The organism is Pseudomonas sp. H1_D04, assembly GCF_054683855.1.
Genome location: NZ_CP162826.1, coordinates 2678155 through 2703379, shown reverse-complemented (window position 1 = coordinate 2703379; position 25225 = coordinate 2678155). Strand labels below are relative to the sequence as shown.

The following is a 25225-nucleotide window of genomic DNA, read 5'->3' as shown; positions in this document are numbered from 1 at the left end:
ATCAGCAGTCCGGTTTGTCGGCAGTGTACCGACGAGCCGGGTTTACCGCTGCGCCAAATTCACGCAAGGCCTTGGCGCCGATCAGCAACGGATAATTGAAGCTGCTGCGGTCGGTCAGGTTGACCTCGACGGTCCGCTTGACGTTGCCCAGACACATTTCCAGGTCGATCACCGGGCGCTTGGCGACGCTGGCTTCGTCCTTGTCGTCGTCTTCGTCGGCGCGGCTCTTGATCTTGCTGATGCGCGAGACCTTGTGTTCGTAGACCTTATCGGAGGCGTCCTTGCCGCCGAGACGGAAGCGCACCCAATCATCGCCATCACGGGTGAAGGTGTCGATGTCGCGGGCCGACAGCGAGGCGGTCAGCGCGCCGGTGTCCATCTTGGCCTTGAAGGTTTCGCCGATCTCCGGCAGTTGAATGTATTCGTAGCGACCGTAAAGGGTCGGTTCGGCTGCCATGACAGGCAGCGCAACGAGGGCAAGCAAGGCAAGGATAGATTTCACGTAGGTGGTTTCCTTGAATTAAGTAGGCGGATTCTAGACCGCAAAAGCGACCGTTAGTTAGTCAGCCCAACATACCCGGAACATTGTGAAACATTCGTCCGACGCTTTGCGATTTGGCCTCTAGACTCAGCTTGCTTATCATGATCCGCCCACAAGATCCCAAGAGTTGCTTATGCGCCGCCTGCTCACCGGCTGTTTGGTCACCCTGCTGCTATTACTCAATACGCTGATCCTGATCGGCCCCTTGCTGGTGTTCGCCCTGCTCAAGCTGGTGGCACCGGGGCGCTACCGTGACTATGCGTCATGGGCGGTGATGTGGATCGCCGAGACCTGGGCCGAGATCGACAAACTGATCTTCGCCCGCTGCATCCCGACGCAATGGGACATTCGCGGCGGCGACGACTTGCGCAGGGACACCTCCTATCTGGTCATCAGCAACCACCAGTCCTGGGTGGATATTCCGGCGCTGATCCAGGCGCTCAACCGGCGTACGCCGTTCTTTAAATTCTTCCTGAAAAAAGAACTGATCTGGGTGCCCTTCCTGGGCCTGGCCTGGTGGGCGCTGGATTACCCGTTCATGAAACGCTACACCAAGGCGTTCCTGGCCAAGCACCCCGAGCTGGCGGGCCAGGACTTGAAGATCACCAAACAAGCCTGTGAGCTGTTCAAGCGCCAGCCGGTGACGGTGGTCAATTACCTGGAAGGCACGCGGTTCAGCGAGGCCAAACGCAGGCAGCAGGACTCACCCTTCACCCAGTTGCTCAAACCCAAGGCAGGCGGTGTGGCGTTTGTGCTGGCAGCGATGGGGGAACAGCTGGACGCAATCCTCGACGTCACGGTGGTCTATCCGCAGCAGAAGATTCCGGGGTTCTGGGACTTGATCAGCGGCGCGGTGCCGAAGGTGATCATCGACATCCAGACCCGTGAGCTGGACCCGGCGTTGTGGCAGGGAGATTACGAGAACGATCCTGCATTTCGCCAGACCGTCCAGAACTGGGTCAACCAGCTCTGGAAGGAGAAAGACGCGCGCATCGAACAACTGCGCGCGCAGAGCATTTAGCTGCCGGTGCCCCAGGCCTGGGCCAGTTTGCCCAGCACCGAACTGCTGGCGCCCTGGCCGCCCAGGTATTGCAGGATCACCGGAGCGAATTGGCCGATCATGCCGCTGTCCATGCCCAACGCGCTGAACGCGGTGTTGAGGTCATTGGTGTTCTTCACGTTACCCAGCAAGCCGTCCAGGCCGCTGGTTTTGCTGCCACCGGTCTGGCCGAGCATCCCGCTCAAGGCCCCGAGGCTGCCCAATGCATTGTTGCCCGACAGCTGATCCAGGCCCGGCACACTGTTGCCCAGTTGCGAATAATCGTTGCCGCTCAGTTTGTTCTTGGCCAGGCCCAACATCGCGCCGGTGCCACCAACGGCTTGCTCGGGGGTGATATTGAGTTGCGAGGTCAGCGCGCTCAGCAAACCGGCCGTCTCGGACGACGGTGCGGCGGCAGCGGCTTTGTTGCTACCGCCCTGCATGCCGGAAATGGCATTGGCCGCATCACCAAGGCTGAAGCCCGCGGCGAGTACGGGGCCGGCCGCCAGAGTCATCAGGCAGGAAAGGGCGAAACCGCGTGAAATCTTCATTGAAACAACCTCTGGATATAGGTGCGAAAGCAGGCGTTTGACTGGGCATTCCGGGGGATTGTTCCCACACACGCATCCGAATCGCCCTGCCCTACGTATAGGCTTTATACGCTGCCCGGAGCTGGATGGAATGAATGCCCAAGCTGAACTAACCTCTGCCTACCGTGCGCAGTCCCGTCGCCCTCAAACGAGAGCCTGGAGAAGCCCTATTACGCTCACTGATGCTGACACGTTGCGGCCCCTGCTGGCCCAATGCGCCTTGGGCAATCGCCAAGCGTTTGAAACGCTCTATCGCAGTGTTTCGCCGCGTCTGCACGGGGTCGCCATGGTGTTTATGGGACGCCAGGACCTGGCTGAAGAGGTGCTGCAGGAAGCCTTCGTACGCATCTGGTACAACGCCTCGCGCTACGAAGCCCACCTGGCGGCGCCGATGACCTGGATGATCAACATCACCCGCAACCTGGCCATCGACCAACTGCGTAAACGCCGCGAACAGCCTTTGGCCGACGGTCAACAGGACGCCTTGCTCGACGAAGGCCCCAGCGCCTACGAACGGCTCGACAGCGAACGCGAAGCCCGCGCGCTCAACCGCTGCCTCGACACCCTCGACGGCATGCAGCGTCAATCGATCACTGTGGCTTACTTCCAGGGCCTGTCGTGTTCGGAGTTGGCCGAACACTTGGCCGCGCCGCTGGGCTCGGTCAAATCCTGGATTCGCCGCGGCATGGAGCGCCTGCGCAGGTGCCTTGAATCATGAACTACAAAACCACAGCCCTGCGCCGCGCCCTGGCAGCCGACTACGCCATCGGACTGATGCCCGCCACCGCCCGTCGGCGTTTTGATGCGCTGTTATTGGAAGATGCCGCGCTGCGCGTTGAACTGGGCCATTGGCAGGAAGCGCTTGCCAGCCTAACCGGCGCATTGCCCGAACGGCCGGTGCCCGAGCATGTGTGGGCGGGCATCAAGTCACGGATCGAGCCGCAGGTGCTGCACATGCCGGCCAAGAAACCGTTGTGGACGAACCTGCGACTGTGGGCGGCGGCGTTCGGGATTGTTATCGCAGTGCTGGTGGGCGTGTTGTACCAGCGCGACCTGAGTGTGGAGTACAACGCCACACTGGTCGCCGCCAACCAACAACCCGCGTTGCAGATCAAGGCCTTTGCCGACCACCTGCAAGTGGAACCCTTGTCACTGGCCGCCGTGACGTCGGCACAGGACCTGGAATTGTGGGCCATCAAGCCCGGAGGCAAACCGATCTCCCTGGGCTTGGTGCCCGCAGTGGGCAAAGGCCGAATCCAACTGAGCGAAGCGCAGCGAGCCTTGCTGACCGCACCGCTGACCTTGGCCGTGAGCCTGGAACCACACGGCGGCTCGCCCACCGGGCAACCCACCGGACCGGTGCTGTATCAGGGCCAATTGGCATCACTTTGACCTGCAAGGGGGGCCAGGAACCCATCGCGCAAACCAGAGTCCATGACAGCACTGAAAGCCCTGTCAGGAACAACGTTATGAGCGCTACACGCCCCACAATCATTGAGCCCAAGCCGCCTTTCTGGAGCCGTCCACGCCTGTTTATCGGCGTCTGCGTGGCCGTGATCGCCGGCCTCGGCGGCGCGTTCTACACTCAGGACAACGTCAAGTCCGCCGCCACCCTGATCACCACCACCCAACAGCCGGCGGCGCAGGTCATGGCTCACAAGGATTACCTGGAAGTGCAACCCATCGCCATCACCGCACCCGCGCCGGACCAGAGCCTGGAACTGTGGGCGATACCCGACGGCGGCAAGCCCGTGTCACTTGGACTGATACCGGAGGATGGCGAAGGCATCATCGGCTTGAACCCGAGGCAGCAGGCCTCGATCAGCAAACCGGTGGAATTGATGGTGAGTGCGGAGAGCAAAGGCGGCTCAGTGAGCAAGCAACCGACGGGGCCGACCGTCTATCAGGGGGCTTTGGCAACGCGCTGAGCCCATTGCCGCAAGGGTGCTCTGAGCACCCCGTTTTTTATCAAAATTGAATCTAAGCCACTGTCATTTCTCACAGTAGATGCTTGATAAAAACTCCCTCAGCATTCAAGTCCAATGCACAAGGGAGTCTCTCTCATGAACCTCAACCGTGTTGTTTGCCTATTGGCAATGCTCACTGTGACCGGTCACGTCTTTGCACAAACTTCTTCCTGCCCCAAGCCTGCCGACATCAAGCAATACCGGATGGACAAAGGCGGCTACCACTATGTGGCTGATGGTCCTTTGGATCAGAAATGGGCCGGCGAGAACGAGACCGCTAAAGAACTGCGCATGGCAAGCCTGGAATTCACGGCGGCAAACTACAAGCCCATAAACGACGAGAGAAACAGCATGCCTGCGGTCATCTGTGATTACTCCGGGGCCGGCGATGACGCCGTGAGACTGGTACTAAAACCTGTGCATCAGTTCTCACATGCGCCCAATACGTTCTGGGAAGCCAACTACTGCAAGGCTAATGACAACTTGAAATGCATGTTCAACCATCAATGAACGTTGCGCTGCGTAGGGCTGATTTGTAGTCATCAGCCCTAACTTAGGTAGTCCGTTTCCGAAACGCTACCAACTTCCTTGTACACGCCTTACATCCCTTATGGCGCCTTCTTATAGTCCTGCACCTCAGTCTTGGAGGTGTACGCGATGCAGGGACCTTACGCATTTATCAATGAACGGCCGCAGCCTTATCCGTTGCTCAAACTGAGCCTTTCTCTCACCCCAAATACCCAAACCAAGTTCGACATCCTCAACCAACACATTCGCAACACCGTAGTACTGCCTGGACATTTGGTCATTATCGGGGACAGCCGAACAGCTTCCTGTACCGCTGAAGAAGCCCGACTGATGCGATCGGCAGCCAACATCAAGCATGCGCTGTTGGCACACTCCGCCGCTGATCAATTTATGATCAAAAACTACGATCAATTGCAGACCATCATGTCCCATGCGTCTTTGGGCATCGGCAGTGTGAGCGGTGCTTGGAGCAATCACCTGACGCAGATCGAGCAGACGCTCAAGGAAATCGATGAATTGCATAAGCAGTACCTGAGGAACGGTACCGTGAGTGCGAGAAATGAATTTCTGGCTAAGCGTAGGGCGTTGTTTGCGAAGCTGGATACCCAACTCTCCGGGATGGCGCGCTTTGGTACGGGGCTGAAGAATGAAGGTTCAATCAAGAGAATGCTGGGGATCTCCAGCAAGAGCTATTGGCATCACGGGGAGATTCGCGGGTATGAGGACACAGTCGAGCGTATAGCCAAGGCGTCGCAGATATTGAAGAAGGGCACTTACATTGGTCTTGCGCTGGATGTTGGGTCGACAGCATTGGAGATAGCAGAGGCGTGTTCCACCGGGCGTGAGCAAGAATGTACGCGGGCGAAATATGTTGAAGGAGGCAAGTTGGTAGCTGGCGTTGGTGGCTCATACTTGGGAGCAAGACTTGGAGCCTCGATTGGCATCGGCGCCTGCATGTTAGTTTTTGGAATACCCACGGCTGGCGCCGGAGCCTTGGCATGTGCCATCGTCGGCGGTGCCGCAGGCGGCCTAGGGGGAGCCGCGCTGGGAACCGGACTTGCGCAAAGCACAGGCGATTTTATCTATAAGACTGCGAGGGATTAAATGGTCTGGTTCTACCTCGGTATTGGTTCAGTCATCCTAATGCTATTGAGCTTTCCGCTGATCTTTTGTGCCATGTATAAAAAGCTGGATGCTGCAGAAGGCTATGTGCAATACAGCACCTATCTAGTCGTGCAAAAACATATCTTCCGTAATTCACACTTTGAAGGACGCCCCCAGCGCGTATTCGCCATGGCGACGATTATTCTTATTCCAAAAATACTTCAATGGAAACATCTGGTGCTTGTTGAGGACGTTGAAAGAATACCAAAACATCTTAGGTATTGGATGGTGATACCGACACTCACTGCCTGCCTATCCTTTGCCGGCATGTTTATCAGTTGGTTTTTTATATAAGACTTATCTGCGATAAAAAAGGGCGACTCTAAGTCGCCCTTATCTATCAACTACGCCGCACTAAACAACTTATGCGGATCAATCACAAACTTCTTCGGCACGCCCGCATCGAACTCGCCATACCCACGTGGTGCGTCATCCAGGCTGATCACCTGCACACCGACGATTTCGGCAATGTTGATACGGTCCCACATGATCGCCTGCATCAGTTGGCGGTTGTACTTCATCACCGGCGTTTGCCCAGTGTGGAAGCTGTGGGATTTGGCCCAGCCCAGGCCGAAGCGGATGCTCAGGCTGCCCATCTTCGCGGCGGCATCCACAGCACCTGGATCTTCGGTGACGTAGAGGCCGGGGATACCGATCTTGCCCGCCACGCGCACCACGCCCATCAGTGAGTTGAGCACCGTGGCCGGGGCTTCGGCCTTGACGCCGTCGTGACCGTGACCGCGTGCTTCAAAGCCTACGCAGTCAACCGCGCAGTCCACTTCGGGCTCGCCGAGGAGCGCGGCGATTTGTTCGTGCAATGGGGTGTCGGTGGAGAGGTCGACGATTTCAAAACCCTGGGCCTTGGCGTGGGCCAGGCGGATGGAGTTGACGTCGCCGATGATCACCACCGCCGCGCCCAGCAGGCGTGCAGACGCAGCAGCTGCCAGGCCGACGGGACCGGCGCCGGCGATGTAGACGGTGCTGCCAGGGCCAACGCCAGCAGTCACCGCGCCGTGGTAGCCGGTGGGGAGAATGTCGGAGAGGCAGGTCAGGTCACGGATTTTCTCCATGGCCTTGTCACGGTCGGGCAGTTTCAGCAGGTTGAAGTCGGCGTATGGCACCAGCACGTATTCGGCCTGGCCACCGGTCCAGTCGCCCATATCGACGTAGCCATAAGCACCACCGGCACGGGCCGGGTTGACGGTCAGGCACACGCCGGTGTGCTGTTCTTTGCAGGAGCGGCAGCGGCCGCAGGCGACGTTGAAGGGGACGGAAACCAGGTCGCCGATCTTCAGGTTTTCGACGTCGCTGCCCTTCTCGATCACTTCACCGGTGATCTCGTGACCGAGCACCAGGCCGGTCTGGGCGGTGGTGCGGCCGCGCACCATGTGTTGGTCGGAGCCGCAGATGTTGGTGGAGACCACGCGCAGGATGACGCCGTGTTCAATCTTCCTGCCACGGGGGTCCTGCATTTTGGGATAGTCGATTTTCTGTACTTCGACCTTGCCGTTGCCGAGATACACGACACCACGATTACCAGACATGCTTTCACCTCGCTGTTGTTTTTATGGAACTGCGTTGCCCGTTGGGTGGGCAGCGCGTTTAAGTGCTCGGGTACAGATGCTGTTATTGCGTTGTTTGTGAGGGCCTCATCGGGGGCAAGCCCCCTCCCACAGTTGACCGAGTTCTACCTTTGGAATGCGGTCGAATGTGGGAGGGGGCTTGCTCCCGATGGCGGCAGTCAGAGCACCACCGTCCGATTGGCATTCAAGAACACCCGCCGCTCAATGTGATACCCCACCGCCCGCGCCAATGTCAGCCCTTCGATGTCCCGCCCCTTGGCAATCAAATCCTCGGGATAGTGGCTGTGATCCACCACCTCCACGCCTTGGGCGATGATCGGACCTTCGTCCAGATCGTTGTTGATGTAATGCGCCGTAGCGCCGACGAGTTTCACGCCCTTGTTGTACGCCTGGTGATAAGGCTTGGCGCCCTTGAACCCCGGCAGCAACGAGTGGTGAATATTGATGGCCTTGCCGTCCAGCTTGCGGCACAGCTCCGGCGACAGCACTTGCATGTAGCGCGCAAGGATCACCAGTTCGGCGCCCGTCTCTTCAATCACCTGCCACACCTGACGCTCCTGGGACGGTTTGTCGTTGGGGTCGAGGGGGAAATGGTAGTAGGGAATTTGATGCCAGTCGGCCAAAGGTTTGAGATCGGGATGGTTGGACACCACTGCGACCACATCCATAGACAGCTGACCGATACGCTGGCGGTACAGCAGGTCGTTTAGGCAGTGATCGGCCTTGGAGACCATGATCACCACTTTTGGCCGGTAGTTCGGCGCCGTCAGTTCGAAGATCATGCCAAAGGCTTCACCGCGCGTGGCCAGGCCATCGCGGAAAGCCTGCTCGTCGAAGCCATCCGGCTGGCGGAATTCGACGCGAATAAAAAACCGACCCGAGAGACGGTCATCGAACGAATGGTGCTCGGTGACGTAGCAGCCCTGTTCGAACAGATAGCGGGTGACCGCGTCCACCGTGCCGAGCACGCTGGGGCAGTCGGCGGTCAAAATCCATGTATCGGGTGCGCGGCTCATACTGGAATCCTCAGGCCCTTGTGGCGAGGGGGCTTGTCCCCCGTTGAGCTGCGAAGCAGCTCCAAAACCCGCCACTCGGTTATTGCAGAAAAAATGCGCTGACCTTAGTGGGACCGCTGCGCGCTCCAACGGGGGGCAATCCCCCTCGCCACAAAAGCGCCCACTCGATCAGGCTTGAACGCTCAGGCCGAATTCGGCCGAGGCGTCTTGCAGCCACAACCACCAGTAATCCGAGAAGCTGCGACGAATCACCAGTTCCCAGGTGTCTTCAGCCGTGTGGCGGATCACCAATTGCGACTTGGCGAACACCGTGCCCACTGCCTTGCCCACCGGGAAGTTGTTGGGGTGCACGTCGTAGCTGGTGGATTTCATCAGCACATCACGCACGTTCGGGCCGCTCAGTTCGAGGATCTGCTGACCGCCGCTGACGTTGACGACCTGGATATGCAAATCACCCAGAGCGGCGCGCAGGTTTTGTTCGGCGGCGAATTCCTCACCGCTTGGCACGATCAGCAACCACTCATCCGGGCCGAGCCATTGCAGACTGGTTTCGCCTTTGACGATGACCTGCAGGGCGCCGGGCAGTTCGATGCCCAGGGCCTTGTGCACGCCGGCGGCGAAGGCTGCGTCATGGCCGTCACCACGAAGGGTCAGGTGGCCGAGGAGTTTCTTTTCACGCACGGTCACGCCGGCGTTCTTGCGGCCCTTACCGACCAGGCTGGCGAGGTCGGCATGGTGCAGCGACGACTCGGCCTTGGCGCCGGAGGTGGGGCGTTGTTGGTAAACATTGGCTGCTGTCATAAAGCACCTATCTGAATTCTGGGGTGACTGTTCTGGCCTCATCGGGGGCAAGCCCCCTCCCACATTTGAAAGTATTCACCCATCAAAATGTGGGAGCAGGCTTGCTCCCGATGGCCGCGCCGCGGTCTATCAGATGTTCTGCCGATCACCCTTAGGATCAAAGAACACCGAAGACACAATCTCCGCCTCGATCACGCTGCCATCCGCCTGGGGTGAGAACACCCGCTCGCCGATGCGCTTCAAGCCGCCCTTCACCACGCCCATGGCAAACGAATAGCCCAGGGAGTTATGCGCATAACTTGAGGTGACGTGGCCGACCATCTTCATCGGGATCGACTGCTTCGGATCGAACACCAGTTGCGCGCCTTCCGGCAGCCACACAGTCGGGTCGATCGGCTTCAAGCCCACCAGTTGCTTACGCTCTTCGCGCACGCAGTCTTCACGGTTCATCCCACGCCAGCCGATCCACGAGAACGGTTTGGTGCGGCCAACGCACCAGCCCATGTTCAGGTCGTCCGGGGTCATCGAGCCGTCGGTGTCCTGGCCGACGATGATGAAGCCCTTCTCGGCCCGCAGTACGTGCATGGTCTCGGTGCCGTACGGGGTCAGGTTGTACTTTTTGCCGGCCGCGACGATCTGTTCCAGCACGCCCATGGCGTAGTCGGCCTGCACGTTGACTTCGTACGACAGCTCACCGGTAAACGAGATACGGAACACCCGCGCCGGCACACCGCCCACCAGGCCTTCTTTCCAAGTCATGAACGGGAAACCGTCCTTGTCCAGGTCGATGTCGGTGACTTCGGCCAGCAGCTTGCGGCTGTTAGGACCGGACAGGGTCATGGTCGCCCAATGGTCGGTGACCGAGGTGAAGTACACCTTGAGGTCCGGCCATTCGGTCTGTTGGTAGATTTCCAGCCACTGCAGCACACGGGCGGCGCCGCCGGTGGTGGTGGTCATCAGGAAGTGGTTGTCGGCGAGACAGGCGGTGACGCCGTCATCGAAGACCATGCCGTCTTCCTTGCACATCAGGCCGTAACGCGCCTTGCCCACATCGAGCTTGGTCCAGGCGTTGCTGTAGATGCGGTTGAGGAACTCACGCGCATCCGGGCCCTGGATGTCGATCTTGCCGAGGGTGGACGCATCCAGCAGGCCGACGCTGTCACGCACGGCCAGGCATTCGCGTTTCACGGCGGCGTGCAGGTCTTCACCGTTGCGCGGGAAGTACCACGGGCGTTTCCACTGACCGACGTCTTCAAACTCGGCGCCGTTTTTCACGTGCCAGGCTTGCAGCGCGGTGTAGCGCACGGGTTCGAAGATGTGCCCACAGTGCCGGCCCGCTACCGCGCCGAAGGTCACCGGCGTGTAGTTGGGGCGGAACATGGTGGTGCCCATCTGCGGGATGGTCACGTTCAGCGAGCGCGCGGCAATCGCCAGGCCATTGACGTTGCCGAGCTTGCCCTGGTCGGTGCCGAAGCCCAACGCGGTGTAGCGTTTGACGTGTTCCACCGACTCGAAACCTTCGCGGGTGGCGAGTTCGATGGCGGCGGCGGTGACGTCGTTCTGCAGGTCGACAAATTGCTTCGGCGCCCGTGCGGTCGCTTTCTCGTGAGGTACTTGGAACAGCGCCAGGGTTGGCTCTTCCAGACGGCTCAAAGCTTTTGGCAGCGTACCTTCCACCGGGGCAAAACCGGCTTCGCTGGCCGCGCGTACGCCGCCTTCAAAACCATCCGCCAGGGAATCGCCAAGGCCGTAGACGCCGTTGATGCCACCGACGCACACACGTTTCTGCGGTGCTTCGCCCGGTACAAAACCGAGGATGTCTTCGCGCCAGGTCGGCTTGCCACCCAGGTGCGAGGCCAAGTGGACCACCGGGCTGTAGCCGCCGGAGCTGGCCACCAGGTCGCAGTCCAGCCACTCGCCAGGGCTGGTGACTTTATGCGCCTTGACGTCGATCGCGGCGATACGCGCAGCGGTCACGCGCTTGGTGCCACGAGCCTCGATCACGGCGCTGCCGGTGAGGATACGAATACCTTTGGCGCGAGCTTCTTCAACCAGCGCGCCGCGTGGGTTGTGGCGCACATCCGCCACCGCGACCACTTGCAGACCGGCATCGAGCCAGTCCAGCGCAACGCGGTAAGCGTGGTCGTTGTTGGTCGACAGCACCAGCTTTTTACCCGGTGCTACGCCATAGCGACGCACGTAAGTGGAAACCGCACCCGCGAGCATATTGCCCGGCACGTCGTTGTTGCCGTACACCAGCGGACGCTCGCAAGCACCGGTCGCCAGGACCACACGCTTGGCACGCACGCGGTGGATGCGCTGGCGCACCACACCAATCGGCGCACGGTCACCCAAGTGATCGGTGAGGCGCTCGTGAATGGTCAGGAAGTTATGGTCGTGGTAACCGTTGACGGTGGCGCGGGGCAGCAGCACCACGTCCGGCAGGGATTTCAGTTCGGCGATGACACTCGCGACCCATTCAGTGGCCGGCTTGCCGTCGAGGCTTTCGCGGGAATCGAGCAGCGAACCGCCGAACTCTTCCTGCTCATCGGCGATGATCACGCGAGCACCGCCGCGCGCAGCAGCCAGTGCAGCAGCGAGGCCGGCGGGGCCTGCGCCGACCACCAGCACGTCGCAGTGACGGTTGAAGTTGTCGTAGGTGTCCGGGTCGTTCTCGGTCGGCGAGCGACCCAGCCCTGCGGCCTTACGGATGTACTTCTCGTAGGTCATCCAGAACGATTGCGGGTACATGAAGGTTTTGTAGTAGAAACCCGGCGGCATCAGCTTGCCGCCGACCTTGCCGAGAATGCCCATCATGTCGTTGTTGACGCTCGGCCAGCCGTTGGTGCTGGTGGCGACCAGGCCTTGGTACAGCGCCTGTTGCGTGGCGCGCACGTTAGGGATTTGCGTGGCTTCGGTGGCGCCGATCTGCAGCACCGCGTTTGGCTCTTCAGCGCCGGCAGCAAAGATGCCCCGTGGGCGCGAGTACTTGAAGCTGCGGCCAATGATGTCGACGCCGTTGGCCAGCAATGCAGCGGCCAGGGTATCGCCTTCAAAGCCTTTGTAGCTCTGGCCGTTGAAGCTGAAGGTAAGGACTTTATTCCGGTCGATCCGGCCACCGTTGGACAGGCGATTGATCTGGCTCATACCTTCTCTCCAGAGGCCTTGGCGGTGAATTGCGGCTTCTCACCGATCTTGTAGGTTTCAAGAATTTCGTAGGTCACGGTGTCGCGGGTCGCGTTGAAATATTGGCGGCAACCGGCGGCATGGATCCACAGTTCGTGATGCAGGCCGCGCGGGTTGTCGCGGAAGAACATGTAGTCGCCCCACTGCTCGTCGGTGCAGGCATTCGGGTCCAGCGGGCGCGGGATGTGCGCTTGGCCGGACGCGTGGAATTCCTCTTCGGAGCGCAGTTCGCCACAGTGAGGACAGAAGATATGCAACATAGGAAATTTCTCCTGTTAGTGGGCGACGGCCGCAGCGCCGTGTTCGTCGATCAACGCACCGTTGTGGAAACGGTCGATGGAGAAAGGTGCAGCCAATGGGTGCATTTCACCCTTGGCGAGACTCGCGGCAAACACGTTGCCTGAGCCCGGCGTAGCCTTGAAGCCACCGGTGCCCCAACCGCAGTTGAAGAACATGTTCGGTACTGGGGTCTTGGAGATGATCGGGCAGGCGTCCGGCGTGGTGTCGACGATGCCGCCCCACTGACGGTTCATGCGCACGCGCGACAGCACCGGGAACATCTCGACGATGGCCTGGATGGTGTGTTCGATCACCGGGTATGAGCCGCGCTGGCCGTAGCCGTTGTAGCCGTCGATACCGGCCCCGATCACCAGGTCGCCCTTGTCGGACTGGCTGATGTAACCGTGCACGGCGTTGGACATGATCACGCTGTCGATAATCGGCTTGATCGGCTCCGACACCAACGCTTGCAGCGGGTGGGATTCGATCGGCAGGCGGAAACCGGCGAGCGAAGCCATGTGGCCGGAGTTACCCGCCGTCACCACACCGACGCGCTTGGCGCCGATAAAACCCTTGTTGGTTTCCACACCGATGCACACGCCGTTTTCCTTGCGGAAACCGATCACTTCGGTCTGCTGGATCAGGTCCACGCCGAGTGCGTCAGCGGCGCGGGCAAAGCCCCAGGCCACGGCATCGTGACGGGCCACGCCGCCGCGACGTTGCACGGTGGCGCCAAGCACCGGGTAGCGGGTGTTCTTGGAGCAATCCAGGTACGGAATCTCGTCGGCCACTTGCTTGGCATTGAGCAGTTCGCCGTCCACGCCGTTGAGGCGGTTGGCGCTCACACGGCGCTCGGAATCACGGATGTCCTGCAGGGTGTGGCACAGGTTGTACACGCCACGCTGAGAGAACATCACGTTGTAGTTCAGGTCCTGGGACAGGCCTTCCCACAGTTTCATCGCGTGTTCGTACAGGTGCGCCGACTCATCCCACAGGTAGTTGGAACGCACGATGGTGGTGTTGCGCGCGGTGTTACCACCGCCCAACCAACCTTTCTCGACCACGGCCACGTTGGTGATGCCGTGCTCTTTCGCCAAGTAGTAGGCGGTCGCCAGACCATGCCCGCCGCCGCCGACGATAACCACGTCGTAGACCTTCTTAGGGGTCGGCGTGCGCCACATCTTCTGCCAGTTTTCGTGGTGGCTGAGGGAGTGCTTGAAGAGGCCGAAGCCCGAGTAGCGTTGCATAGTCATTACTCCAAAACCGCGCTCAGCGATAAACCGGGAAATCAGCGCACAGGGCAGACACGTGCTTGGCCACGTTGGCCTCGACGTCGGCATCGCCGAGGTTGTCGAGGATGTCGCAGATCCAGCCGGCCAACTCAACACACTGCGCCACTTTGAAACCGCGCGTGGTCACCGCCGGGGTGCCGATGCGAAGGCCCGAGGTCACGAACGGCGACTGCGGGTCATTCGGCACGGCGTTTTTGTTGACGGTGATGTGGGCGCGACCGAGGGCGGCATCCGCCTCTTTGCCGGTGAGGCCCTGACGGATCAGGCTGACCAGGAACAAGTGGTTATCGGTGCCGCCGGACACTACATCGTAGCCGCGTTTGATAAACACGCCGGCCATGGCCTGGGCGTTGTCGATCACCTGCTGCTGGTAGACCTTGAAGCCTGGCTCCTGGGCTTCCTTGAAGCACACGGCCTTGCCGGCGATCACATGCATCAGCGGGCCGCCCTGGGCGCCAGGGAACACGGCGGCGTTGAGTTTCTTTTCAATTTCTTCGTTGGCCTTGGCCAGGATCAAACCGCCACGTGGACCGCGCAGGGTTTTGTGGGTGGTGGTGGTGACCACGTCTGCGTAGGGCAGCGGGTTCGGGTACAGGCCGGCGGCAACCAGGCCGGCGACGTGGGCCATGTCGACGAACAGCAGCGCGCCGACTTTGTCAGCGATGGCGCGAAAACGTGGGAAATCCAGGGTCTTGGAGTAGGCAGAGAAACCGGCCACCACCATTTTCGGCTTGTGCTCGACGGCCAGGCGCTCGACTTCGTCGTAGTCGATCAAGCCGGTGTCGGTGTTGATGCCGTATTGCACCGCGTTGTAGAGCTTGCCCGAGGACGACACTTTGGCGCCGTGGGTCAGGTGACCGCCGTGGGCCAGGCTCATGCCCAGGATGGTGTCGCCGGCATTGATCAACGCCAGGTACACAGCGCTGTTGGCAGACGAACCGGAGTGTGGCTGCACGTTGGCGTAATCGGCGCCGAACAGTTGCTTGGCGCGCTCGATGGCCAGGGCTTCAACCTTGTCCACGTGCTCGCAGCCGCCGTAGTAGCGCTTGCCTGGGTAGCCTTCGGCGTATTTGTTGGTGAGGCCGCTGCCTTGAGCTTCCATCACACGCTTGCTGGTGTAGTTCTCCGACGCGATCAGCTCGATATGATCTTCCTGACGCTGCTCTTCGGCATTCATGGCCGCCAGCAGTGCGTCGTCATATCCCTGGATCTGGTCTTGTTTGCTGAACATCGCGTCTCTCCCAGCCTTTCGTATTGTTGAGGCCCGTCGCAGGGCCCTTTGATGCGATGGTAGGGCTGGCGCAGACAGGCCAAATGCCTACGGACGCCACGCAAAGGTGCGTTTACGACATTGCCGGAACAACACAGAACAAATGTGGGAGAGGGCTTGCTCCCGATAGCGGTGTGTCAGCCACAGCATGTGCAAGCTGATCCACCGCTATCGGGAGCAAGCCCCCTCCCACAATGGGTCAGGTGATGAACTTGCGAAGGAGTAGCAGCAGCAGGAAATGCGCGGGATAGAGCACATACGCCCAACGACGCATGGCCGGGGGCCCGGCGCTTTTGGCATGTCGCAATAAGACCAAGCCCGCCAATGGCGCAATCAGGCATGCAGCCAACCCCAACAGCGCCACCAGCGTGCCGCTATTGAGCAGGATCTGCCACTGGTTGGCCGCGACGCAGACCAGGCCCGGCAACACACTGAAATACCAAGGCCGACTAAACACCAGCAGCATCGCCAATGGCAGCAATACACCAAAGAAACCGAACATTAAGTGGGATGAAAATACGGCCGCTATCGTGGCGGCGATCAACGCCAATCCTCGATCAATAAGCGCCTTCTGCTGCCATCCTCGGGCAACCAGCAAGCCCAAGGCCAAGGTCGGCAGCACATTCAACGTATCGGCATCGTCGATAAACATCCGGTACGGCACTTCGCTGATCACACTGAACAGCAGCAGCCAGCCCAGGTAACGCCAATGCCCAGTCACCGGTGCGTTTGCGACGCGGTGCAGGTTCGCCGCAATCGCCAGGCAAAACCACGGGAACGCCAAGCGCCCCGGTACGTAGAGGCCATCGAGGCTCAAGCCGACATAACGCAGGTGGTCGAGCACCATGCTCAGCAGCGCCAGCCACTTGAGCAAATCCAAAGCGCCATCACGGACACGTCCGACAGGTATCGTTTCAGTACCGTGCATAATTCCCCAGTGACTTTGCATTTACAGAGCGTGCGTACGCCCGACAATCTTGGTTAAAGTGCGCACCAACATCGACCACAGGAATGGGCCATGACCGACAAGAGCCAACAATTCGCCAGTGACAACTATTCGGGCATTTGCCCGGAAGCCTGGGCCGCCATGGAACAAGCCAACCAAGGCCATCAACGCGCCTATGGCGATGATGAATGGACCCACCGCGCCGCCGACGGTTTCCGCAACCTGTTCGAAACCGACTGCGAAGTGTTCTTCGCCTTCAACGGCACCGCCGCCAATTCACTGGCGCTGTCCTCCTTGTGCCAGAGCTACCATAGCGTGATTTGCTCGGAAACGGCCCACGTCGAAACCGACGAATGCGGCGCGCCAGAGTTTTTCTCCAACGGCTCCAAACTGCTCGTAGCCCGCACCGAAAACGGCAAGCTGACCCCGGAATCGATCCGCGAGATCGCGCTCAAACGCCAAGACATCCATTACCCCAAACCCCGCGTAGTCACCCTGACCCAAGCCACTGAAGTCGGCAGCGTGTACACCCCGGAAGAAATCCGCGCCATCAGCGCCACTTGCAAAGAACTGGGCCTGAACCTGCACATGGACGGCGCGCGCTTTTCCAACGCCTGCGCCTTCCTCGGCTGCTCGCCAGCAGACCTGACTTGGAAAGCCGGTGTGGACGTACTGTGCTTTGGCGGCACAAAGAACGGCATGGCCGTGGGGGAAGCGATCCTGTTCTTCAACCACAAGCTGGCCGAAGACTTCGACTACCGCTGCAAACAGGCCGGCCAGCTCGCGTCGAAAATGCGCTTCCTGTCGGCGCCATGGGTGGGGCTGCTGGAAAACGACGCCTGGCTCAAACATGCACGCCACGCCAACCACTGCGCACAACTGCTGAGCAGCCTGGTGGCGGATATTCCGGGCGTGGAATTGATGTTCCCGGTACAGGCCAACGGCGTATTCCTGCAACTCTCGGAACCAGCCATTGCCGCGTTGACCGCCAAGGGCTGGCGCTTCTACACCTTCATCGGTAAAGGCGGCGCGCGATTCATGTGCGCGTGGGATACCGAGGAAGAGCGCGTGCGCGAACTGGCCGCAGACATCCGCGAAGTCATGGGCGCCTGACAATGACTCACTGATATGCATAAAAAATGTGGGAGGGGGCTTGCTCCCGATGGCGGTGGGTCAGCTTGCACATGCAGTGGCTGACACTCTGCTATCGGGACCAAGCCCCCTCCCACATGTGGACTGTGTTGTGCCTGGAGGAAGAGCGTGCGCGAACTGGCCGCAGACATCCGCGAAGTCATGGGCGCCTGACAATCACTCACTGATGTACATAAAAAATGTGGGAGGGGGCTTGCTCCCGATGGCGGTGGGTCAGCCTGCACATGCAGTGACTGACACTCTGCTATCGGGAGCAAGCCCCCTCCCACATTTGGACGGTGTTGTGCCTGGAGGAAGAACGCGTGCGCGAACTGGCCGCAGACATCCGCGAAGTCATGGGCGCCTGACAATGACTCACTGATGTACATAAAAAATGTGGGAGGGGGCTTGCTCCCGATGGCGGTGGGTCAGCTTGCACATGCAGTGGCTGACACTTTGCTATCGGGAGCAAGCCCCCTCCCACATTTGGACTGTGTTGTGCCTGGAGGAATTGCGCGTGCGCGAACTGGCCGCAGACATCCGCGAAGTCATGGGCGCCTGACAATGACTCACTGATGTACATAAAAAATGTGGGAGGGGGCTTGCTCCCTATGGCGGCGGGTCAGCTTGCACATGCAGTGGCTGACACTCTGCTATCGGGAGCAAGCCCCCTCCCACATTTGGACTGTGTTGTGCCTGCAGGAAGAGCGCGTGCGCGAACTGGCCGCAGACATCCGCGAAGTCATGGGCGCCTGACAATGACTCACTGATGTACATAAAAAATGTGGGAGGGGCCTTGCTCCCGATGGCGGTGGGTCAGCTTGCACATGCAGTGGCTGACACTCTGCTATCGGGAGCAACCCCCCTCCCACATTTGGAATGTGTTGTGCCTGGAGGAAGAGCGCGTGCGCGAACTGGCCGCAGACATCCGCGAAGTCATGGGCGCCTGACAATGACTCACTGATGTGCATAAAAAATGTGGGAGGGGGCTTGCTCCCGATGGCGGTGGGTCAGCTTGCACATGCAGTGACTGACACTCTGCTATCGGGACCAAGCCCCCTCCCACATGTGGACTGTGTTGTGCCTGGAGGAAGAGCGTGCGCGAACTGGCCGCAGACATCCGCGAAGTCATGGGCGCCTGACAATCACTCACTGATGTACATAAAAAATGTGGGAGGGGGCTTGCTCCCGATGGCGGTGGGTCAGCCTGCACATGCAGTGACTGACACTCTGCTATCGGGAGCAAGCCCCCTCCCACATTTGGACTGTGTTGTGCCTGTTTGAGCAATCAGAACTCGATACGCACATCCCCTTTCGGCACGCTACAGCACGACAGGATGTAACCGTCGGCTTCGTCTTCCTCGGTGATCCCGCCGTTGTGGTCCATCTCGACCTCCCCGCCCAGCTTCATCACCTTGCACGTTCCGCAAATGCCCATGCCGCAAGCTTTCGGGATCAACAGCCCAAGCTTGGCCGCCGCTGCGTGCACGGTTTCGCCCGGCGCCACGCGGATGCTCTTGCCTGACGAAATGAATTCCACCTGATGCAGGTCTGCCAAATCGATTTCCGGCGCGTCGGCCGCTTGTTCGGCTTGTTCCACCGCATCGGCACGAGCTTCCGGCGGCGTCGCACCGAAGGATTCCTCGTGATAGCGCGCCATGTCGAACCCGGCCACTTCCAGCAGGCGCTTGACCGCGTTCATGTAAGGCGTCGGGCCGCAGCAGAACACTTCGCGCTCCAGGAAGTCGGGCACCATCAGTTCGAGCATCTTGTGGTTCAGGTAGCCCCGATAACCGGCCCAAGGCTCGCCCAGACCGTGCTTCTCACAAATCAGGTGCAGGCTGAAGTTATCGATCCGCGACGCCATGTGCTCCAGCTCGCGGTGGTAAATGATGTCTTTAGGCGAGCGGGCGCTGTGGATAAAGGTCATGTCGACATTGGCGTTGGTGTCGTAGAACCAACGCGCCATGGACATCACGGGAGTAATCCCCACACCGCCGCTGAGGTACAAGACTTTGGGGCTTGGGAAGTCGATGGCGTTGAACAACCCCACCGGTCCGTGTACCGCCAGCTCCTGACCTTCGTGCAGCGTGTCGTGCAGCCAGTTGGACACCTTGCCGCCCGGCACACGCTTGATGGTCACCGAGAAGCTGTAAGGCACCGAGGGCGAGCTCGAAATCGTGTACGAGCGCATGATCGGCTGGCCTTCGATTTCCAGCTCCAGGGTGACAAATTGCCCCGGCTTGAAAAAGAACAGGATCGGCTGGTCGGCCATGAAGCAAAAGGTGCGCACGTCCCAGGTTTCCTGGATGACTTTGACGCAACGGACGATGTGCCGACCATTGGCCCAGGTCTGGGTAGTTACTGGATTCAGGAAACTGTTGGACATGCTGATTCTCCACTGCCGATATTCGGCTTTATGGTGGCGATTCTGCGTAACGCGAGAACCACCCATTTACCTATCTGCGACATTCACATACTTATCGCGACCAGCCCCCAACGACAGGGGGTTGCGCGTCGGGATCAGATTGGGCCATGTCGCCCATGGATAAGGATCGTCGCAACGCCGGCCCCACACTCGCACCCAACAACTACGCTTTCTTTACGCCTTGCATAGCATCAACCGTAGCCACTATTCGCCGGCCACACAGAATGGCCATGAGGACACACACGATGGACGTCACCGCAACCTTAAGCTTGGGCGATCCGCTGGAACCCGCACGCAAGGCCACCGCGCAAATGCTGCAAGAGCGCGAGCGCACGTTTTCGCTGCCGCAGCCGTTCTACTCTGATGACCGGCTGTTTGATATCGACATGCAGGAGATTTTCCAGAAAGAGTGGTTAATCGCCGGCATGACCTGCGAAATTCCCGCCAAGGGCAACTACCTGACCCTGCAAATCGGCAAGAACCCGATCATCGTGATTCGTGGCGCCGAAGGCGTGGTGCATGCGTTCCACAACGTCTGCCGCCATCGCGGCTCGCGCCTGTGCACCAGTGACAAGGGCAAGGTCGCCAAACTGGTGTGTCACTACCACCAGTGGACTTACGAGCTGGACGGCCGCCTGCTGTTTGCCGGTACCGAAATGGGCGCCGACTTCGACATGAAGCAGTACGGTTTGAAGCCGGTGAACGTGAAGACCGCCGGTGGCTACATCTTCATCAGCCTGGCCGAGAACCCGCCGGCCATTGATGACTTCCTGTCGACCCTGAACCACTACATGGAACCGTACGACATGGAGAACACCAAGGTGGCGGTGCAAACCACCTTGATGGAAAAAGCCAACTGGAAGCTGGTGCTGGAAAACAACCGCGAGTGCTACCACTGCAACGCCTCGCACCCGGAACTGCTCAAGACCCTGCTGGAATGGGACGATGTCACCGACCCGCGCGCCGACCAGGCGTTCAAGGACCACGTGGCCGCCTCCGCAGCCGCTTGGGACGCGGAAAAAATTCCTTACGCCCACGCCAGCTTCGGGCTGCGCAACCGCATCGTGCGCATGCCGCTGCTCAAGGGCACTGTGTCGATGACGCTGGACGGCAAGCAAGGCTGCGCCAAGCTGATGGGCCGCATCAAAAACCCCGATCTGGGCTCGATGCGCATCCTGCACCTGCCGCATTCCTGGAACCACTGCATGGGCGATCACATCATCGTGTTCACCGTGTGGCCAATCAGCGCCCAGGAAACCATGGTCACCACCAAGTGGATCGTGCACAAGGACGCCGTCGAAGGCGTGGACTACGACGTGGAGCGCATGCGCCAAGTGTGGGACGCCACCAACGACCAGGACCGTCGCTTGGCAGAAGAGAACCAGCGCGGGATCAACTCCACCGCTTACCAGCCAGGGCCGTACTCCAAGACCTATGAGTTCGGCGTGGTGAACTTTGTGGACTGGTACAGCGAGCGCCTGCTGAGCAATCTGGGCGCTGCACCGGCGCCTTACCTCAAAGGCGTGGCTGCACACGAATAATCGATACCCGCAGCTCAACAAGGTGGGAGGGGGACAAGCCCCCTCCCCCACTTGAACCTCACACTGCTCAATATTTGACCAAATCTCTCGCAGGCCTCTGCCAGCGCGCCCTCCAGCCTTTACCCAACAACTTATCCACAAAGCCACCCACAGTAATTGTGGGCAACTGGCTTACTTGTCCAAAATTAACTGAAGAAAATCCGTGACTTATTCGACTCCACGGTTTTTTCCCTGCTTTGATCAATTTATGATCAATAGCCTACAGGCCACGTAATACAAAGCCCACAGCGGTACGCAAACACCTTATCCACAGATCCGCCAACAGACTTTGGGGGCAACTCTGGCGACGCTGTGGAAAACCGCCTCAAACCTTCATAAACCGGGGCATCTACCGGTTTAGCGGAACAAAAAGGCCGAATTGATCAAAATACAACCAACTCACTGAGAGCCACTGTTTATATGGCCTGTAGCTGATAGCGAACATCTTATCCACAGAACCGCCAACAGAGTTTGGGGGCAAGTCGAGAATGGGCAGCGTCCTTATCCACATCAAAACGCCTGTAAAAACCGCCACTTAGCCTGGTTGTTTTTCGTACAGCGCGCTGCAGGCCTTGATTTACATGCTCTGTGGACAACCACAAACACCTTATCCACAGGCACGTGCACAGTGATTGTGGGTAACCACCGCTTATCGGCCAACTGTACAAAAAATACTCAGATTCAAAGTTCATCTACACTCACTTTTGCAGTTATATCCATTGGCCTGGGTTAATGCAGAAGTCCTTGGCGCGATAGAGGGAGATAGATCAGTGATAGGGCGGGGTCATTCCAGCCATCACTGCGCCAAAGGTTTTACGCTGATTGAATTACTACTGACGCTGGCCTTACTGGCCACGCTTTCGACAGTGGCTTATCCGCTGACGGCGTTGATGGGTAAACGCGACAGGGAACTTGACCTGCAACGCTCGTTGCGGGAAATACGCCGTGGGATCGACGCCTACAAAGAAGCCAGCGACGACGGACGTATTGAAAAAAGTATCAGCGACAGCGGTTATCCACCCTCCCTCCAAGCATTAGTCGAGGGGGTCACGGACAAGACCGATCTCAAAGGCAAAAAACTCTTCATCCTGCGCCGCATCCCCCGCGACCCCGTCTGCGAGTGTCCGGAACTGTTGCCCGCGCAAACCTGGCAACTGCGCAGTTACAAGAGCACCGCTGATAACCCACAAGAGGGGGAAGATGTATTCGACGTTTCGTCCCGCAGCACTCGGGAGAGTTTGAATGGAACGTCATACAGCCAGTGGTAATCGGGGTTTTACCCTGATCGAGTTGCTGGTGGTGATGGCTATCATCGCCACCCTCATGACCCTCGTGACGCCCCAGTATTTTCGCCAGCACGCCAAGGCCCAGGAAACCGTGCTGCGCCATAACCTGTCCTCCATCCGCCAGGCCCTGGACCAATACCGTGAAGACCACGGCAACAATCCCGAGTCCCTGCAAGCCCTGGTCGACCGGCGCTATTTGCGCGAAATCCCCATGGACCCGCTCACCGGCAAGCGCGACACCTGGCAACTGCAACCCTCCGACGAACAAGGCCTGGGCGACGTGCGCAGCGGTGCGCCCGGCAGCGCCCACGACGGGAGCGCCTATGCAGACTGGTAAACACCGCCAGGACGGCTCGGTGTTCATGGGCATGTTGGTGACAGTGGCCGTGGTGGCCGTGATGTTGATGGAAACAGGCACGCTGTGGTCCAGCGTGTTGCAGCGCGAGCGTGAGTTGGAACTGCTGGCGCGAGGCAATGAAATTCGGCGGGCGATCGGCCTGTACTACGCCGCCGGTAATACGTTCCCCAAGTCCCTCGAAGATTTGGTGCTGGACCGCCGCCAACCGACCATCAAGCGCTACCTGCGCCGGGTCTACAACGACCCGCTGACTGGCACCGCCGATTGGGGCGTGGTCCCGGGGCCGGGTGAAACGATCATGGGCGTGTTCAGCAACGCCAGCGGCACGCCGTTCAAGCAAAGCAACTTTGCGGTGATCAATCAGAGTTTTACAGGGCAAGGCAGTTATCAAGGGTGGGTGTTTCTGTACGGCCCTGGACAGAGTAACCCTCCAATCCCCAGCGCTCCCCGTGGAGACCAGCCCAACCAATGATGCCCTTGCACACACACTGATCGTTCCAGCCGTTCGGAACTTTTCTATCTGAATTGAGGCGGACTACAACATGAATAACCTACAGCGCTACACAAGGAACTTGATTAACTGGGTGCTCGCACTGGCAATTCTGATGCCGGCGCTGGCGATAGCCCATGGCGGCGTGGATACCCCCATCGCACGACAGATCCACTGCAGAATGCTTCCGGACTTTTGGTCAGGTAGCAAAAGTGACGCGGGGTGCGCAGCACTGGACGAAATAAGTGGGAGGTATCCAGGTCAACAATGGAATGAAGTCGCGCATTTGATCCGGGCGCCCGGTTATGAGGACCTGGAGACCGTCAAGCGAGAAGTGCCGGACGGCAAACTGTGCTCGGCAGCCGACAGCGAAAAAGACGGCCTGAACCTGGTGGGGAACGAATCGCCGCCGAAGGCGAAATGGGATTGGCACCGCACCGACGTGACGCCCGAAAACGGCAAAATGGACGTGCGCATCATCGGCACGGCGCCCCACGTGCCCAGCTTTGCGCGGGTGTTCCTGACCAAACCAGGCGTTGACCCAACCCGCGCCCCCTTGACCTGGAATGACTTGACCCTTATCCACACCGAGCAATTCACGGTCGCGCAAACCAACTGGGGCAACAAGCCACCGGCTATTTCGGCCTCGGGATACTTCAAGATGTCAGTTCCGGTTCCGGCACAGCAGTCCGGCAAGGCGACGCTCTTCGTGCAATGGCAGCGCATAGATCCGGCCGGGGAAGGGTTCTACAACTGCAGCGACATTAACATCGTCGGGGGCGGTATTCCGGAGCGCTGGCGCGAGCTTGGCCAGTTCATCGACGCCGTCATGGGCGCCCTCAAACCCGGTGACGCCGTGCGCTTCCGCATCCTCGACAACACCCCGCGAGCCCAGGAGGTCGTCGATATAACCCTGCCCATCACGGCAGCCAATCTGGACGCGAAAATCTGGGGCCAACAACTGGCCAGTCAGATCAATGCGAGCATCGCCAAAGTCGGGGAAAAGCACGGCAACGAAATTGCGTTCAACTCAGCCGACCCAAGCGCCAACTCAGTGTTCGTCCAGAACGAGGGTTACTCCAAGGCGATGTCCATCATTCCGGGTGGGGAAACGCCTGTTAACCCAGCGCCACCGGTTGCCCGTATTACCGGCCCCACTTCGTTGAAGTCCGGACAGGCTTTTACCTTCAGTGGCACGGGCTCGACCGGTAGCAACGGGCAACTGCTCTACCAATGGGCGGTGCCTGGGATGACCGGGGCGCAGAACGCCGCCAACGTCAGCGGTACTGCCTACACCGTCACAGAGGCGACCCCGTTCAAGGCACGCCTGAATGTGCGCGACCAGCAAAACGGCAAGACCAGCCAGGCGGAGTTCGACTTCACGGTGACTCCGGACAGCGGCGGCGGAGAGTATCCGGCCTACGTAGAGGGCACGCCGTACAAAGCCGGGGACATCGTGAGCAACGCTGGCGGTAACTACCGCTGCAGACCGTTTCCGAACAGCGGCTGGTGCGCTGGTGCCGCATGGGCTTATGCACCGGAAACCGGCGAAGCATGGCGCGACGCTTGGGAAAAGGTGGAATAAGCCGACGCGCATATTCATTAACTCGATAACCCCAAGAGCCAAACGTTATAGGGCGCCTCACGGCGCCTTATATCGACGAACGCTACAGTTGTAGAGGTGTAATTCGAATAGCGATGCAGTACTACCGGCGGTGCCCGCTCAAACGCGGGCCGGGAGATGGCTACA

27 protein-coding genes are annotated in these 25225 nt (G+C 59.6%); 16 read left to right on the top strand and 11 right to left on the bottom strand.

What is annotated here, in order from left to right:
* Position 1: 1 nt before the first annotated feature.
* Positions 2-502: a retropepsin-like aspartic peptidase RloA2 gene (rloA2, locus tag AB4N82_RS12430; protein ID WP_032883961.1), complete on the bottom strand. Its 501-nt coding sequence runs from the start codon at positions 500-502 to the stop codon at positions 2-4.
* Positions 503-674: 172 nt separating this feature from the next.
* Between rloA2 and AB4N82_RS12425 the strand changes: the two genes are divergently transcribed.
* On the top strand, positions 675-1562 hold the full coding sequence (locus tag AB4N82_RS12425) for an acyltransferase (protein WP_032883962.1): 888 nt from the start codon (positions 675-677) through the stop codon (positions 1560-1562).
* On the opposite strand, the gene AB4N82_RS12420 is transcribed toward AB4N82_RS12425, so the two are convergent.
* Positions 1559-2131: a DUF2780 domain-containing protein gene (locus AB4N82_RS12420; protein ID WP_032883963.1), complete on the bottom strand. Its 573-nt coding sequence runs from the start codon at positions 2129-2131 to the stop codon at positions 1559-1561. The two genes, AB4N82_RS12425 and AB4N82_RS12420, sit on opposite strands and share 4 nt — an antisense overlap.
* 130 nt (positions 2132-2261) lie before the next feature.
* Here AB4N82_RS12420 and AB4N82_RS12415 point away from each other — a divergent pair, with 130 nt between their 5' ends.
* The 6 genes from AB4N82_RS12415 (at position 2262) to AB4N82_RS12390 (ending at position 6123) form a co-directional block, all read left to right on the top strand.
* On the top strand, positions 2262-2888 hold the full coding sequence (locus tag AB4N82_RS12415) for a sigma-70 family RNA polymerase sigma factor (RefSeq protein ID WP_122754275.1): 627 nt from the start codon (positions 2262-2264) through the stop codon (positions 2886-2888).
* A complete protein-coding gene (locus AB4N82_RS12410; RefSeq protein ID WP_122763589.1) occupies positions 2885-3562 on the top strand; it encodes an anti-sigma factor in 678 nt (225 codons plus the stop codon). The genes AB4N82_RS12415 and AB4N82_RS12410 overlap by 4 nt, the downstream gene beginning before the upstream one ends.
* A gap of 77 nt (positions 3563-3639) precedes the next feature.
* The gene (locus AB4N82_RS12405) at positions 3640-4098 is read left to right on the top strand and encodes an anti-sigma factor (RefSeq protein ID WP_032883966.1); all 459 of its coding nucleotides are present in this window, start codon (positions 3640-3642) and stop codon (positions 4096-4098) included.
* 135 nt (positions 4099-4233) lie between these two features.
* Positions 4234-4647, top strand: coding sequence for a DUF3757 domain-containing protein (locus tag AB4N82_RS12400; RefSeq protein ID WP_163033279.1), 414 nt, complete (start codon positions 4234-4236; stop codon positions 4645-4647).
* 147 nt (positions 4648-4794) lie between these two features.
* Positions 4795-5769 (top strand): hypothetical protein, encoded by a 975-nt coding sequence (locus AB4N82_RS12395; RefSeq protein WP_032883969.1) that lies wholly within the window; start codon positions 4795-4797, stop codon positions 5767-5769.
* The gene (locus AB4N82_RS12390) at positions 5770-6123 is read left to right on the top strand and encodes a hypothetical protein (protein ID WP_122763590.1); all 354 of its coding nucleotides are present in this window, start codon (positions 5770-5772) and stop codon (positions 6121-6123) included.
* 50 nt (positions 6124-6173) lie between these two features.
* Here the strand turns inward: AB4N82_RS12390 and fdhA are convergent, their stop codons facing one another.
* The 8 genes from fdhA to AB4N82_RS12350 all read right to left on the bottom strand — a co-directional run bounded on the left by fdhA (position 6174) and on the right by AB4N82_RS12350 (position 16184).
* Complete coding sequence (gene fdhA / locus AB4N82_RS12385; protein ID WP_005792122.1) at positions 6174-7373, bottom strand: formaldehyde dehydrogenase, glutathione-independent; 1200 nt, start codon at positions 7371-7373, stop codon at positions 6174-6176.
* 197 nt (positions 7374-7570) lie between these two features.
* Positions 7571-8428 (bottom strand): formyltetrahydrofolate deformylase, encoded by an 858-nt coding sequence (gene purU / locus AB4N82_RS12380; protein WP_032883972.1) that lies wholly within the window; start codon positions 8426-8428, stop codon positions 7571-7573.
* A 168-nt stretch (positions 8429-8596) separates the two neighbouring features.
* Positions 8597-9229, bottom strand: a complete 633-nt coding sequence (locus AB4N82_RS12375; RefSeq protein ID WP_032883974.1) for a sarcosine oxidase subunit gamma — start codon at positions 9227-9229, stop codon at positions 8597-8599.
* A 129-nt stretch (positions 9230-9358) separates the two neighbouring features.
* Positions 9359-12376 (bottom strand): sarcosine oxidase subunit alpha, encoded by a 3018-nt coding sequence (locus AB4N82_RS12370; protein ID WP_122763592.1) that lies wholly within the window; start codon positions 12374-12376, stop codon positions 9359-9361.
* Positions 12373-12675 carry a sarcosine oxidase subunit delta gene (locus tag AB4N82_RS12365; protein WP_003194855.1) on the bottom strand — a complete coding sequence of 101 codons (303 nt, stop codon included), beginning with the start codon at positions 12673-12675 and terminating at the stop codon, positions 12373-12375. Before AB4N82_RS12365 ends, AB4N82_RS12370 begins: the two co-directional genes overlap by 4 nt.
* Before the next feature lie 15 nt (positions 12676-12690).
* Positions 12691-13941 (bottom strand): sarcosine oxidase subunit beta, encoded by a 1251-nt coding sequence (locus AB4N82_RS12360; protein ID WP_010207084.1) that lies wholly within the window; start codon positions 13939-13941, stop codon positions 12691-12693.
* Between the two features lie 22 nt (positions 13942-13963).
* Positions 13964-15217: a serine hydroxymethyltransferase gene (gene glyA / locus AB4N82_RS12355; protein WP_032883977.1), complete on the bottom strand. Its 1254-nt coding sequence runs from the start codon at positions 15215-15217 to the stop codon at positions 13964-13966.
* Positions 15218-15455: 238 nt separating this feature from the next.
* The gene (locus tag AB4N82_RS12350; protein ID WP_122763593.1) at positions 15456-16184 is read right to left on the bottom strand and encodes a TraX family protein; all 729 of its coding nucleotides are present in this window, start codon (positions 16182-16184) and stop codon (positions 15456-15458) included.
* 90 nt (positions 16185-16274) lie between these two features.
* Here AB4N82_RS12350 and AB4N82_RS12345 point away from each other — a divergent pair, with 90 nt between their 5' ends.
* The 4 genes from AB4N82_RS12345 (at position 16275) to AB4N82_RS12330 (ending at position 18283) form a co-directional block, all read left to right on the top strand.
* A complete protein-coding gene (locus AB4N82_RS12345) occupies positions 16275-17315 on the top strand; it encodes a threonine aldolase family protein (RefSeq protein ID WP_032883981.1) in 1041 nt (346 codons plus the stop codon).
* 457 nt (positions 17316-17772) lie between these two features.
* Complete coding sequence (locus AB4N82_RS12340) at positions 17773-17895, top strand: hypothetical protein (protein ID WP_277419700.1); 123 nt, start codon at positions 17773-17775, stop codon at positions 17893-17895.
* A 71-nt stretch (positions 17896-17966) separates the two neighbouring features.
* The gene (locus tag AB4N82_RS12335; RefSeq protein WP_274602988.1) at positions 17967-18089 is read left to right on the top strand and encodes a hypothetical protein; all 123 of its coding nucleotides are present in this window, start codon (positions 17967-17969) and stop codon (positions 18087-18089) included.
* A gap of 71 nt (positions 18090-18160) precedes the next feature.
* Entirely contained in the window at positions 18161-18283 is a 123-nt protein-coding gene (locus AB4N82_RS12330; protein ID WP_277419701.1) for a hypothetical protein, read from the top strand.
* A 338-nt stretch (positions 18284-18621) separates the two neighbouring features.
* On the opposite strand, the gene gbcB is transcribed toward AB4N82_RS12330, so the two are convergent.
* Positions 18622-19722 carry a glycine-betaine demethylase subunit GbcB gene (gene gbcB / locus AB4N82_RS12325; RefSeq protein WP_032883983.1) on the bottom strand — a complete coding sequence of 367 codons (1101 nt, stop codon included), beginning with the start codon at positions 19720-19722 and terminating at the stop codon, positions 18622-18624.
* A 284-nt stretch (positions 19723-20006) separates the two neighbouring features.
* Here gbcB and gbcA point away from each other — a divergent pair, with 284 nt between their 5' ends.
* The 5 genes from gbcA (at position 20007) to AB4N82_RS12300 (ending at position 25060) form a co-directional block, all read left to right on the top strand.
* Positions 20007-21302, top strand: a complete 1296-nt coding sequence (gbcA, locus tag AB4N82_RS12320; protein ID WP_032883986.1) for a glycine-betaine demethylase subunit GbcA — start codon at positions 20007-20009, stop codon at positions 21300-21302.
* An 812-nt stretch (positions 21303-22114) separates the two neighbouring features.
* On the top strand, positions 22115-22609 hold the full coding sequence (locus AB4N82_RS12315) for a prepilin-type N-terminal cleavage/methylation domain-containing protein (protein ID WP_460105128.1): 495 nt from the start codon (positions 22115-22117) through the stop codon (positions 22607-22609).
* Complete coding sequence (locus tag AB4N82_RS12310; RefSeq protein WP_032883989.1) at positions 22584-22964, top strand: type II secretion system protein; 381 nt, start codon at positions 22584-22586, stop codon at positions 22962-22964. The genes AB4N82_RS12315 and AB4N82_RS12310 overlap by 26 nt, the downstream gene beginning before the upstream one ends.
* Complete coding sequence (locus AB4N82_RS12305) at positions 22951-23457, top strand: type II secretion system protein (protein WP_206073136.1); 507 nt, start codon at positions 22951-22953, stop codon at positions 23455-23457. The genes AB4N82_RS12310 and AB4N82_RS12305 overlap by 14 nt, the downstream gene beginning before the upstream one ends.
* A 70-nt stretch (positions 23458-23527) precedes the next feature.
* Complete coding sequence (locus AB4N82_RS12300) at positions 23528-25060, top strand: lytic polysaccharide monooxygenase (protein WP_122763903.1); 1533 nt, start codon at positions 23528-23530, stop codon at positions 25058-25060.
* Positions 25061-25225: the final 165 nt, after the last annotated feature.